Annotated in this window: 8 protein-coding genes; 4 read left to right on the top strand and 4 right to left on the bottom strand. The window is 67.5% G+C overall.

Annotated features, from left to right (window positions below; translation table 11 throughout):
• Positions 1-18 precede the first annotated feature (18 nt).
• Positions 19-1,422 (bottom strand): aminotransferase class III-fold pyridoxal phosphate-dependent enzyme, encoded by a 1,404-nt coding sequence (locus tag ACW4E8_RS21300; protein ID WP_456806357.1) that lies wholly within the window; start codon positions 1,420-1,422, stop codon positions 19-21.
• A 171-nt stretch (positions 1,423-1,593) separates the two neighbouring features.
• Positions 1,594-2,481: a GNAT family N-acetyltransferase gene (locus tag ACW4E8_RS21295; protein ID WP_456806356.1), complete on the bottom strand. Its 888-nt coding sequence runs from the start codon at positions 2,479-2,481 to the stop codon at positions 1,594-1,596.
• 238 nt (positions 2,482-2,719) lie between these two features.
• Here ACW4E8_RS21295 and ACW4E8_RS21290 point away from each other — a divergent pair, with 238 nt between their 5' ends.
• The 4 genes from ACW4E8_RS21290 (at position 2,720) to ACW4E8_RS21275 (ending at position 8,082) form a co-directional block, all read left to right on the top strand.
• A complete protein-coding gene (locus tag ACW4E8_RS21290; protein ID WP_456806355.1) occupies positions 2,720-4,201 on the top strand; it encodes an aldehyde dehydrogenase family protein in 1,482 nt (493 codons plus the stop codon).
• A 191-nt stretch (positions 4,202-4,392) separates the two neighbouring features.
• Positions 4,393-5,058 (top strand): haloacid dehalogenase type II, encoded by a 666-nt coding sequence (locus ACW4E8_RS21285; RefSeq protein WP_456806354.1) that lies wholly within the window; start codon positions 4,393-4,395, stop codon positions 5,056-5,058.
• Between the two features lie 31 nt (positions 5,059-5,089).
• Entirely contained in the window at positions 5,090-6,379 is a 1,290-nt protein-coding gene (locus ACW4E8_RS21280; RefSeq protein WP_456806353.1) for an NAD(P)/FAD-dependent oxidoreductase, read from the top strand.
• Positions 6,380-6,462: 83 nt separating this feature from the next.
• Positions 6,463-8,082: an ABC transporter substrate-binding protein gene (locus ACW4E8_RS21275; RefSeq protein WP_456806352.1), complete on the top strand. Its 1,620-nt coding sequence runs from the start codon at positions 6,463-6,465 to the stop codon at positions 8,080-8,082.
• Between the two features lie 412 nt (positions 8,083-8,494).
• On the opposite strand, the gene gabT is transcribed toward ACW4E8_RS21275, so the two are convergent.
• Both gabT and ACW4E8_RS21265 read right to left on the bottom strand, forming a co-directional pair.
• Complete coding sequence (gene gabT, locus ACW4E8_RS21270) at positions 8,495-9,787, bottom strand: 4-aminobutyrate--2-oxoglutarate transaminase (RefSeq protein WP_456806351.1); 1,293 nt, start codon at positions 9,785-9,787, stop codon at positions 8,495-8,497.
• A complete protein-coding gene (locus ACW4E8_RS21265; RefSeq protein WP_456806350.1) occupies positions 9,784-12,741 on the bottom strand; it encodes an FAD-binding and (Fe-S)-binding domain-containing protein in 2,958 nt (985 codons plus the stop codon). The genes gabT and ACW4E8_RS21265 overlap by 4 nt, the downstream gene beginning before the upstream one ends.
• Positions 12,742-12,778 lie beyond the last annotated feature (37 nt).

The following is a 12,778-nucleotide window of genomic DNA, read 5'->3' as shown; positions in this document are numbered from 1 at the left end:
ACGTTTTGATGAGCGATGTCAGCTCGCGAGCGCGGCGCGCACTTCCGGAACGGCCAGCACGTCGTCGAGCGTCTTCTTCAGGCGCGCGAACATCAGCTCGAACTCGGCCTCGGTGTACGTCAGCGCCGGGGCAAAGCCGAGAATGTTGTCGGCGAAGGCGCGGAACACGATGCCGTTCTGGTAGGCGGTCGAGGCAATGCGATCGGACAGGCCCAGTGATGGGTCGAAGCCACGTTTGCTGGCCTTGTCGCTCACCAGCTCCAGCGCGCCCAGCAGGCCGCGATGGCGCGAGTCGCCCACCAGCGGATGGCTGCGCAGCGCATCCAGCCCGGCTGCGAAGGCGGCCGCGCCAAGCTGGCCATTGGCCAGGATGCCCCCTTCCTCATACAGGCGCAGGACTTCCAGCGCCACTGCCGCACTCACGGGGTGGGCCGAATAGGTGGCACCGTGGCCGATGGGCGCCGCGCCGGGTGCTCCGTCGGCGATGCCGGCATAGACCTGGTCGGAGATCAGCGTTGCGCCCATGGGGACGTAGCCGGCCGTGAGCCCCTTGGCCAGGGTCAGGATGTCCGGCGCGACGTCTTCGGCCTCGCAGGCAAACATGGGGCCGGTGCGGCCGAAGCCGGTGATGACCTCGTCGACCACGAAGAGAATGTCCAGCTCGCGCGCCGCGTCGCGCATGGCCCTGAGCCAGCCCTTGGGCGGCACGATCACCCCGCCCGAGCCCTGGATCGGCTCGCAGAAGAACGCGGCCACATTGTCCGCCCCCAGCTCGGCGACCTTGGCGCGCAGTGCCGCCACCGAGGCGCCGATGATGCCTTGCGCATCGGTGGGGTCGGCAGCGCGGTAAGGATTGGGCGAGGGGATGTAGTGCTGCGTCGGCAGCGGCAGGTCGAAGCCGCGGTGGAATGCGGGCAGGGCGGTGAGACCGGCGCCCGTGGACGAGGAGCCGTGGTAGCCGCGTTCCAGCGAGATAAAGTGCTTCTTCGACGGGCGCCCGATGGCGTTGAAGTATTGCGTGATGAAACGCACCGCCGTATCCACGGCCTCGGAGCCGCCGAGGGTGAGGTAGACGTGGTTCAGCGACCGGGGCGTGATTTGCACCAGCTTTTCGGCCAGGCGGATGGCCGGCTCGCTGCTGAAATGGAAATAGCCGGTGGCGTAGGGCAGGCGGCGCATCTGCTCGGCGGCGGCCTGCACCACGCTTTCCTGGCCGTAGCCCACGTTGACGCACCACAGCCCGGCGAAGGCGTCGAGCACTTCGTGGCCGCTGGAGTCGGTCAGCCAGGCGCCACGGCCCGACGACAGCACCGTGGGGCCGCGCTGCTCGTGGAGTCGCCAGGCAGACACAGGGTGGATCAGGTGCGCGCGGTCGGCGGCGTCAAGCGAGGCGAGCTGGGGCAGGTCGGTGAGCTGGGTCATGGCAGGGTCCATTCATGCGCCAGCACCACAGGCTGGCCTTTGCCTCAAGAGTAGGGCGAGTGGCACATGGCGTGGTGCTGCATTGAGGGGGCTGAACGAAGCAGGCTGCTGTTATGCGGGCTGTGGCAGCAGATTGTTTGGCAGCGGCGCGTTCAGTAGCCTCGCGCGGTTTCAGCCCGTGGCCTGGGTCACGAGTGCGAACAGCGCTGGCGCCCCCGGCGGCGTGGCCAGTGGCGCGCCGCGCACCATGGTCGTGGGCGCGTCCACGCGCGGCAGGCCAATGCCCTCCAGCCATTCGCCCAGCCCGCTGGCGTAGTCGATATCGATGCGCGTGAAGTTGCCCGCGTTCAGCCCGCACAGGTAGGCGATCAGCGCCTTGGCGCCTTCGGCGTCGGGCGCCACCACGGGTCCGATGACATGGCCGCGCCCGAAGCGGCGCAGCATGGCGAAGCCGCGCGGCTCACCCTCGAAGTCAAGCACCACGCAGGCCTCGGCGCTGGCCAGCAGGTCGTCGACCAACGCCGCGCGCGGCATGCCGCGCGCCTGCGCGTCGAGCCGGTGCAGCGCGGCGGCCTCATTGTGGCCTGCGGGGCGCAGGCGCCAACCGGAGGGCAGGGCGATCAACGGGGCAGGCTGGGCCGTGCCCTGGTGCTGGCGGACCTCGCCGGTGCGTTCGAAGCCCAGGCGCTCGTACAGGCCGCGTCCCTCGGCCGTGGCGTGCAGCAACACGGTGCAGCCGTCCAGGCCTTCGAGCAGCGCGCTCATCAGCCGGTGGCCGATGCGCCGGCCCTGGCACGCCAGCGTGACGATCACCAGGCCGATGGTGGCGTGGTGCGCGCCCCAGCGCCAGCGCTGGGCGGTGGCGATGAGCTGGCCGTCGTGTTCGGCCACGATGCCCTCGGCGTGCGCGAACATCTGCTCCCAGTCGGTCAGGCGATGGGGCCAGCGCTGTTCCTGCGACAGGGCGTGGGCCCGCGTCAGGTCGTCAGCGGTCATCGGGCGCAGCACCACGCCGTCGTCGGCATTGGTGTCCTGGGCATGCGATAGCGGGGCAAACATGGGCGATGTCCTCGTGGTGGAAGGTTGGCACCGGCACTTATCTTGGACGACATCGTGCTGTCGAACCAGAACGAATTGGGGTTTTTCCGTAACTTGCAAGATTCGTCTGCCGGAGGTGCCGGTTTTGCAATTCGATGCGGTAGCGCAGGCTGTAACAGAGACAAATGCTGAGCCTTCTTGTCTAGCATGAATGACCTGAAGCCAACCTCGGTGCCGGCCTGTGGCGCCTCGTCTATCCGTGCAAATATTCGACCCTCAGACAGTTCGCGTGCCCTCGGGCCATTTCATCGGCGGACGGCTGGTGCCCGATGCGGGCCGCATCGCTGTGCGGCGCCCCTCCGATAACCAGGTGCATGCCGAGTTGCCGCTGGCTGACGCCGCCACGGTGGATGCGGCCGTGCAGGACGCGTGGAAGGCCTGGCGCACGAGCGACTGGGCGCGCCGCGCCCCGCGCGAACGGGCGCGCGTGCTGCGCCGCTGGGCCGACCTGATCGAAGCCGATGTGCGGGGCCTGGCGCCGCTCGAAGCCGTGTGTTCCACGCGCCCGGTGCGCGATGCCTTGGCGTGGGATGTGCCTTTTACGGCCGAGGGCCTGCGCTTCTTTGCCGAGTATGCCGACAAGCTTGGCGGGGACGTCGCCGCCACGCAGCACGATCACCTGGGCATGGTGGTGGCGGAGCCGTATGGCGTGGTCGGGGCGATCACCCCGTGGAATTTCCCGCTGGTGATGGTGTCGTGGAAGGTGGGGGCGGCGCTTGCCGCCGGCAACGCGGTGGTGCTCAAGCCTTCGGAGCAGACGCCATTCTCCGCCGTGCGCCTGGCCGAACTGGCGATCGAGGCGGGCGTGCCGCCGGGCCTGTTCAACGTGGTGCAGGGCGACGGGCGCACCACGGGCGATGCGCTCACGCGCCACCCGCTGGTCGCGAAGATGACTTTCACGGGATCGACGCAAACGGGCGCGGCCATCATGGCGGGCTGCGCGTTGCAGGGCCCCAAGCCGGTCACGCTGGAGCTGGGCGGCAAGAGCCCGCAACTGGTATTCGACGATGCGCCGGACCTCGACCGGCTGGCCGGCATCATCGCCGGCGCCATCACCGGCAATGCGGGACAGGTGTGCGTCGCGGGCTCACGCCTGATCGTGCAGCGCGGCATCGCCGAGGCGCTGGTCGAGCGCATCGCGGCGCGCTTTGCTGCGCTGCGGCCTGGCGCCACCTGGGACGACGCGGCGACGCTGCCACCCATCATCTCGGCAGCGCAGGCGGCGCGCATCCTCGACATCGTGGAGCGCGCGCGTGGCACGGGCGTGCGGTTGCGCTGCGGCGGCGGCCTGTTCGACGGCGGCCCGGGCGGGGCGTACTTCCAGCCCACGCTGATCGAGGGCGTGAGCGCGGCCAATCCCGCCGTGCAGGAGGAAATCTTCGGGCCCGTGCTGACCGTGCAAACCTTCGAGGATGAAGAAGAAGGCCTGGCGCTGGCCGCGCACGAGCGTTACGGCCTGGCCGCCGGCGTGCACACGGCCGATATCGGCCGGGCGCTGCGCGCCATGCGGGGCATCGCCGCCGGCACGGTATGGATCAACCGCTACGGGCGCAGCGCGGACTTCGCGATCCCCACGGGCGGCTACCACCAGTCGGGCATCGGCAAGGACTTGGGGCGGCAGGCCGTGGAGGCGAACCTGCGCTTCAAAAGTGTGCTGATCGATTTTGCTGCAGCGCATTAGCGGTGCGTCATGACGAGCCCGCGCCCGCCGGCGGTGCAAACCGCATGACATGCCGTGGACCCCGTTGCAAACCGCAGTTTCGTCGCGTGCCACCCCCTTATTTCCATACAACCGCTGCGTGGCCGCATGTTTCAATCGTTTCGCAATCACACCCCGGTCGGCGACCGGTAGAACCCTGAGGATCCGAGACCATGACCTTCCGTCCCAAGTACGTGACCTTCGATTGCTACGGCACGCTCACGCGTTTCCGCATGGGCGAGATGACGCGCGAAATCTTCGCTGACCGCATCCCCGCCGAGCAGATGGAGCAGTTCGTCGCCGACTTCAGCGCCTACCGCTTCGACGAGGTCCTGGGTGACTGGCAGCCCTACGAGGTGGTGCTGAAGAACGCCGTGCGCCGCCTGTGCAAGAAGTGGAAGATCCAGTATTTCGACAGCGATGCCCAGCAGTACTACGACGCGGTGCCGACGTGGGGCCCGCACGCGGATGTGCCCGCCGGCCTGGCCAAGGTGGCTAAGGAGATTCCGCTGGTGATCCTGTCGAACGCGGCCGACACGCAGATCCAGAAGAATGTGGCCATGCTTGGTGCACCGTTTCACCGGGTCTACACCGCGCAGCAGGCGCAGGCCTACAAGCCGCGCCTAAAGGCCTTCGAGTACATGCTGGATTCGCTGGGCTGCAACCCCGAGGATGTGCTGCACGTGTCGTCGAGCCTGCGCTACGACCTGATGTCGGCCGACGACCTCGGCATCGTCAACAAGGTGTTCGTGAATCGCGGCCATGGGCCCGGCAACCCGGCTTACCGCTACACCGAGATCCAGGACATCGGTGACCTGCCCGGCGTCGTCGGCCTCTGAACCCGAGCTTTAACCTCCCGTCGCCACCCCCATGAAACTCGACTCCTACTGGAACGATTCGGTACCTGCGCTGGCGCTGGAAGCGCACGATCTGCCGCCACAGGTCGATGTGGCCGTCGTCGGCGGCGGCTTCACGGGGCTGTCGGCGGCACTGGCACTGGCCCGGCGTGGCGCCAGCGTGGTGGTGCTGGAGGCGGGGGCCACCGTGGCGCCCGAGGCCTCGGGGCGCAATGGCGGCCACGTGAACAACGGGCTGGCGGTGGACTACGCGGAGCTGGCCGCCAGGGTGGGCGTGGAACGCGCCCGCGGCTGGTACCACGCCTATGACGACGCGGTCGATACCGTGGCGCGCCTCGTGCGCGGCGAGGGCATCGCCTGCGACTTCCAGCGCAACGGCAAGCTCAAGCTCGCCACCAGGGCTCACCAGATGGACGCGCTGCGGCGCAGCGCCGAGCGCCTGGTCGCCGATGGCGTGGACACCGATGTGGAGATCCTCGACGCGGCCCAGGTGCGCGCCGAGGTGCAGTCGGACTGCTTCCACGGCGGCCTGCTGTACAAGCGCAGCGGCCAGATGCACATGGGCCGCTTCGCGCAGGGTCTGGCACTGGCTGCGCAGCGCCAGGGCGCGCAGATTCACACGGGCACCTGCGTGCAGCGCATCGAGCGCGTGCGCGGCCAGGTGCACCGCCTGCACACCACGCGCGGCACGGTGCTGGCCAGCCAGGTGCTGCTGGCCACGGGCGCTTCGCGCCACGGTGGCTATGGCACCTTCGGCTGGCTGCGCCGGCGCATCGTGCCAGTCGGCAGCTTTATCGTGGCCACGGAGCCGCTGGGCGCCGAGCGTGCCAGCGCACTGCTCGCCAGGCGCCGTACCTATGTCACGGTGGCCAACATCCACCATTACTTCCGCCTCACGCCCGATCACCGCCTGGTGTTCGGCGGCAGGGCGCGCTTTGCTGTCTCCGGCCCGCAGCAGGATGCCGCCAGCGGAGAGATCCTGCGCGCGGGGCTGGCCCGGACCTTTCCGCAGCTCGGCCAGGTCCGGCTCGACTATTGCTGGGGCGGCCTGGTCGACATGACGCAGGACCGCCTGCCGCATGCCGGCGAGCGCGATGGTCTTTTCTACAGCATGGGCTACAGCGGCCATGGCACCCAGATGTCGGTGCACATGGGCGAGCGCATGGCCGCCGTGATGGCCGGCGACGCCGCCGCCAACCCGTGGCGGGATCGCGACTGGAGCGGCATTCCCGGGCATTTCGGCCCGCCCTGGTTCCTGCCGGCGGTGGGTTTGTACTACCAGCTCAAGGACCGGTTCGCCTGACTATCTCGGGCAACCCCGCAGGCCAACCACAATTTCGCCCCCCGGCGCGCTGTTTCCTTTCCAGACCAATCAGGAGCACTACGATGAGCGATAGCCGTAACGAGTTCGAGAACCTTGTCGGTCCCAGCGAAAGCCTTCGTGTGATGGATCTGCTCAAACGCGGGGCGACGCGGCGCGACGTCCTGGGGATGCTGCTGGCGGGCGGCATGCAAGCCGCGCTGGCCGGCACGCTGGCGGGCGCGGCCGTCAAGGCCCATGCGCAGACGCCGCGCCGTGGCGGCCGTATCCGTGTGGCAGCCGCCACGGCCGCCGCCTCGGATACGCTGGATCCGGCCAAGCAGTCGAACCAGAACGATTACGTGCGCTGCAACATGGTCTACAACGGCCTGACCGTGCTCGATGGCACCCTGACGCCACGGCCGGCGCTGGCCGAGTCGTTCAACACCACCGACGCCAGGACCTGGGTCTTCACCCTGCGCAAGGGCGTGACCTTCCACGATGGCAAGGCGTTGTCCCCGGCCGACGTGGTGTACTCGATCATGCGCCACAAGGACCCCGCCACCGCTTCCAAGGCCAAGGCGCTGGCCGAACAGATCGAGAGCGTCAAAGCCACCGGCCCGAACGAGGTCACGGTGCTGCTCACCAGCCCCAATGCCGACCTGCCGGTGATCCTGGGCACCTTCCACTTCCATATCGTCAAGGATGGCACCACTGACTTCAGCGCCGGCATCGGTACCGGGCCGTACAAGATCAAGGAGTTCAGGCCCGGCGTGCGCACGGTGGTGGTGCGCAACGAGGCGTACTGGAAGCCCGGCAAGCCCTACCTCGACGAGATCGAGTTCGTCGGTATCGGCGATGAGAGCGCGCGCGTCAACGCGCTGCTGTCCGGGGGGATGGACCTGGTGGGCTCGGTCAACCCGCGCGCCGTGGCGCGCGTCAAGGGTACGCCTGGCTATGCCATCCTCGCCACGCAATCGGGGCAGTACTCCGACCTGATCATGCGCAAGGACATGGGCCCGGGCATGAACCCGGACTTTGCGCTGGGGATGAAGTACCTGTTCGACCGCGAGCAGATGAAGAAGGCCATCGCGCTCGACTATGCTGTGGTCGCCAACGACCAGCCGATCGACCCGACCAACCGCTTCTGCTTCAAGGGCCTGCCGCAGCGCGCCTTCGACCTGGACAAGGCAAAGTACCATTTGCGCAAGTCCGGCGTGACGGGCAAGGTGCCGGTGGTGACCTCGCCCGCCGCGATGTATTCGGTGGAGATCGCGATGGTGCTGCAGCAGACCGCGCAGCGCATCGGCCTGGACCTCGACATCAAGCGCATGCCTGCCGACGGCTACTGGTCGAACCACTGGCTCAACAGCCCGGTGGGCTTTGGCAACGTGAACCCGCGCCCCAGTGCCGACACCATCCTCACCCAGTTCTTCAAGTCCGATGCGGCCTGGAACGAATCGCGCTGGAAAAGCGCCAAGTTCGACCAGTTGCTGCTGGCAGCGCGGGCCGAAACCGATACCGCCAAGCGCAGCCAGATGTATGCCGACATGCAGACCATGATCCACGAGGACGCAGGCATCGGTATCCCGCTGTTCCTGGCCAGCATCGACGGATATTCATCCAAGCTCAAGGGCTTGTCGCCGATCCCGCTGGGTGGGCTGATGGGCTATTCGTTTGCAGAGCATGTCTGGCTCGATGCCTGAAGGGGCGGGCAGGCTAATGCAGTTCAGATAACGCATCAACCTCTACTGTCCTCATTCCCGCCCAGGCGGGCAGATGCGCACAGCGCATTGGACAGATTGCTGACAAAGCCTGCGTGCTGCCGGTTTGCTCCCCTCTCCCGCTTGCGGGAGAGGGGCCGGGGGAGAGGGCAGGCGCATGGCAAGCATCATGACGCTTCTTCGTGGAGACTCCCGCCCTCTCCCCCGCCCCTCTCCCATAAATGGGAGCGGGGAGAAAACACTCGTAGTTGATTGTCACCAGTCTCAAGTCCGCCTGCGAGGCGTCATCATGAACAAAGCCTCCGCGATGGGGAGGCTTTGTCAGCAATCCGGACAATGCACACAGCGCATTGGACGTCCATAGTGTCGTCCGCCGCCTGGTGAACCCGACCTGTTACCGGGCCTCGTCGCTGGTTTGCGCAATCGCGGCGCGCAAGATCTCCAGAGCTTCCTGCGCCGTTTCCGCGGAGGTGTTGAGCGGCGCCAGCAGCCGCACATTGTTCCGATGCACGCCGCACTTGATGACCAGCAGGCCGCGTTCGCGGCAGCGGTCGATCACTGCTTGAGCGAATGTCGCGTCGGGCTGGAACGGGTCGCTGTCCTTGACAAACTCCAAAGCCAGCATCGCGCCAACGCCGCGCACGGTGCCGATGGCTTTGAACTCGCGCGCGAGCTGGTCGAGCCCGGCGCGCAGCGTCTCACCCAGCGCGTGCGCGCTGGCCAGCAACTGTTCTTCCTCGAACAGGTCGAGCACCGCCAGCGCGGCGGCGCAGGCGAGCGGATTGCCAGCATACGTACCGCCCAGGCCGCCGGGTGCCGGCGCGTCCATGATCTCGGCACGCCCGACCACGCCGGACAGCGGCATGCCGCCGGCCAGGCTCTTCGCCACCGTGACCAGGTCGGGCTGGATGCCCGCATGCTGGAAGCCGAACATCTTGCCGGTGCGGCCGAAGCCGGCCTGGATCTCGTCCAGGATCAGCACGATGCCATGCTTCTGGGTCAGCGCGCGCAGGGACCGCAGGAACTCGTTGCCGGCCGGCAGGAAGCCGCCGTCGCCTTGCACGGGTTCGAGGATGATGGCGGCGACCCGGTCCGGGGCGATCTGCGTGGCAAAGAGGTCTTCCAGTGCGCGAATCGCATCCGCGCCCGAGAAGCCGCGGAATTCATCGGGATAGGGCGTGTGATAGACGTCGCCGGCCAGCGGCCCGAAGTTCTGCTTGTACGGCGTGCTCATGCCGGTCAGCGTCGAGCCGAGCAGCGTACGCCCGTGGAAGCCGCCGCGGAACGCGATGATCCCCGGCACATTGCGGTAGGCACGCGCGATCTTGACCGCGTTCTCCACCGCTTCCGCGCCGGTTGTCGCGAACAGCGTCTTGTAGTGTTCGGCGCCGCCGACCAGCTTGTTCAGCCGCGCGGCCAGCTCGACATAGACGTCATAGCCGACCACCTGGAACGCTGCGTGCGTCACCCGACCCAGTTGCCTGCGCACCGCCTCGACGACCTTGTGGTGGTTATGGCCAATATTCTGCACGCCGATGCCGCCGACAAAATCGATATAGCGACGTCCTTCCACATCCCAGAGGAACGAGCCTTCGGCCTTGTCGGCAAAGATCGGATGGGCGGTGACGACGCCATGCGGCACATGTTGGGTGCGGGCCGCGATATGGGCCTGGTTGGACTGGGTCATTGCAGTACGCCTCTTTCAGGTTCCGCGAAGTCGGAGTCGCGGTGTGGTTGCGAAGGGTTGGAGTCGGCAAGGATCTCTGCGAGGTGGCGCGGTTCGCGCCCGGTCAGCTTGCGGATCTGGGTGCGGCAGCTGAAGCCGTCCGCGGCCACCAGCGCATCGGCCGGGAGTGCGGCAAGCTTTGGCTGCAGCGTGCTCTCGCCAATCCGCTGCGACAGCTCGGCCGTCTTGCGGTGATAGCCGAAGGCACCCGCCATCCCGCAACAACCGGTATCGAGGACGCTTGCGCCAAGCTGGCGTTCCGCCGCCGTGCCGCCGCAGGCGCGGTGATGGCAGTGGGCGTGCAGGTGGACCTCGGCATCGTTGTCCAGCGCCATGCCGGCGCGGGTGGCGAACTCGGCCATCGTGACCGTCAGTGCTGCCAGCGCTTTGGCGCGCGGTTCGTCAGGCAGCAGGGCCGGCATTTCATCCCGGAACACCGACAGGCAGCTTGGTTCCAGCACCAGCACCGGAACGCCGGCGGCAATCGGCGCGGACAGTACGTCCAGGATCTCGAGCAGGTTGCGGCGCGCCTGGTCCAGCATGCCGACGTCATAGAACGGCCGGCCGCAGCAGACGTGGCGCGTGCTCAGCCGCGCGTTCCATCCCTGCCGTTCGACCACCGCGACGGCGGCCTCGAGCACATGCGGCGTGAAGCCGTTATTGAAGGTATCGGTCCAGATGACGACGTCGCGCTGGCCGTACGGCCGCGTGCCGGCCTGCCGCAGGCGGGTCGCTGTGCCGGTGCGGCGGAATGCGGTGGCGGCGATTTCGGGAAACACGGCCGAGCGCGCCAGGCCGAAAGCGTGGCCAACGCGCCGGGTCAGCGGGTTGCGCATCAGGGCATTAAGCAGGCCAGCCGCACGCGTGGCCGTTGGCAGCCATTGGCCCAGCCGCCCGATCGCGGCATCCATCGGCGCGCGCAGGCGCCGCTTGTAGTAGCGATACAGGAACTCGCTGCGGTACTTGGGGATATCGACATGCGTCGGACAGTCGTGCTTGCAGCCCTTGCATGACAGGCACAGGTCCATCGAGTCCTTGACCGCCTCACCGTCACGGGTCTCGCTGATGACTTCGCCGTTGAGCATCTCGAAGAACAGGCGCGCGCGGCCGCGCGTGGCGTAGCGCTCTTCACGGGTGGCCTTGAAGCTGGGGCACATGGTGCCGCCATCGAGCGACCGGCACTTGCCCATGCCGATGCAGCGCTCGGTCTCGCGGCCAAAGCCGGTGCCCGGGCCATCCCCCATCGGGTAGGTGAAGACGCTGGTTGCCTGATCCTGCCGGTATGACGGACCCATGCGCAGGTTGGCGTCCACCGGCATCGCATCGATCAACTTGCCGGGGTTCATCAGGCCGTTCGGGTCCCAGATGGCCTTGAACTCGCGGAACGCCTGCATCAGCCGGGGCGTAAACATCAGGGGCAGGAACTCTCCCTTGGCCTGGCCGTCGCCATGCTCGCCGGACAATGAGCCCTGGTATTTGACGACCAGCGCCGCCGCTTCCGCCAGGAACTTGCGCCAGTCGCCAACGCCGTTCCGGGAACGCAGGTCGAAGGTGATGCGCGAATGAATGCAGCCATCGCCAAAGTGGCCGTACATATTGGTCTTGTAGCCATAGCGCTCGACCAGGGCGGAGAATTCTCTGAGGTAGGCGCCGAGCCGGGCCGGCTCGACCGCGGCGTCTTCCCAGCCGACGGTGGGGTCGGGTTGTCCGGGAACGGTCGACAACGATGTTGCCGAAGCCCCGGTCTCGCGGATGCCCCAAAGGCGTCCCATCAGCGAGGGATCGTCGACCAGCCTTACATTCGGCAGCGTGGGGAACGACCGTGCCGCGGTGGCGGCGCGGGCTGCCAGCTCGCGGGCCTGGTCGCGCTGCGCAGCGCCGAACTCCACCATCAGCCAGGCATTCCCGGCCGGCAGCTCGGCGATGTCGTCGAGCTTCAGTCCGAGCTGCTTCAGTCCGCCGATGATGCCGGTGTCCAGGCCTTCCATTGCGATCGGTCCGAGCGGCAGCAGCTCGGGTACGCAGTCGGCGGCATCGAAGATGGTATCGAAGCCGAGCACCAGCAGTACGCGCTCGGGCAGTCCCTCTACCAGCGAGGTGTCGGCACGCAGCACGGTTGCGCAGGTTCCCTCGGACCCCACCAGTGCGCGGGCGATGTGGAAGCCGTTTTCCGGCAGCAACTGGTCGAGGTTGTAGCCGGAGACACGGCGCTTGAGCCGCGGGAAGCCGGCGCGGATATCGTCCGCATAGCGCTCGGCCAGTTCGCGCAGGGCCTTGACGATGCGCGCCTGTTCGCCGCCTGCTGCCAGATGTTCGGCATACGCGGCCTCGTCGGTGGCGCCGACCCAGAAGCGTGCGCCGGTGGCGGTGACGATCTCCAGGCGCTCGATGTTCTCGACGGTCTTGCCAGCCATCACCGAATGGGCGCCGCATGAGTTGTTGCCGATCATGCCGCCCAGCGTGCAGCGGCTGTGGGTGGCGGGGTCGGGGCCGAAGGTGAGGCCATGCGTGGCGGCGGCCTGCTTCAGGTGATCGCAGATGACGCCTGGCTGTACGCGCCCGATGCGCCGGACCGGATCGACCAGCTCAACGGTGTGGAGATACTTGGAATGGTCGATGCAGACTGCGGCGTTGACCGACTGCCCGCTCATCGAGGTGCCCGCGCCGCGCGGCACCATGGCCACGCCAAGCTCACCGCACAGCCGCACGGTGGTCTCCAGGTCGTCGACAGACTTCGGAATGACGACGCCAAGAGGAACCTGCCGATAGTTCGAGGCTTCCGATGCGTAGATGGCGCGCGTGACCGCGTCGAAGCGCACTTCCGCAGTGGTTTCGGCTTCCAGGCGGGTGCGCAATCGCAGCAGCGCATTGAGGTCGGTTGGCGCACTGGCCTGGCGTTGGGGCATCGCTGTCATGGAGTTCGTGTGCGGCACGGTGGAAGCCTGCTAGGGA

The sequence above is a fragment of the Cupriavidus sp. CP313 genome (assembly GCF_054072015.1).
Note: the sequence above shows the minus strand (reverse complement) of the source record. Positions and strands in the feature narration are given on the sequence as shown.

Bases quoted from the DNA above. Each gene is read 5' to 3' on its own strand.
- ACW4E8_RS21300 (WP_456806357.1), bottom strand. From the start codon at position 1,422: ATGACCCAGCTCACCGACCTGCCCCAGCTCGCCTCGCTTGACGCCGCC.
- ACW4E8_RS21295 (WP_456806356.1), bottom strand. From the start codon at position 2,481: ATGTTTGCCCCGCTATCGCATGCCCAGGACACCAATGCCGACGACGGC.
- ACW4E8_RS21285 (WP_456806354.1), top strand. From the start codon at position 4,393: ATGACCTTCCGTCCCAAGTACGTGACCTTCGATTGCTACGGCACGCTC.
- ACW4E8_RS21280 (WP_456806353.1), top strand. From the start codon at position 5,090: ATGAAACTCGACTCCTACTGGAACGATTCGGTACCTGCGCTGGCGCTG.
- ACW4E8_RS21275 (WP_456806352.1), top strand. From the start codon at position 6,463: ATGAGCGATAGCCGTAACGAGTTCGAGAACCTTGTCGGTCCCAGCGAA.
- gabT (WP_456806351.1), bottom strand. From the start codon at position 9,787: ATGACCCAGTCCAACCAGGCCCATATCGCGGCCCGCACCCAACATGTG.
- ACW4E8_RS21265 (WP_456806350.1), bottom strand. From the start codon at position 12,741: ATGACAGCGATGCCCCAACGCCAGGCCAGTGCGCCAACCGACCTCAAT.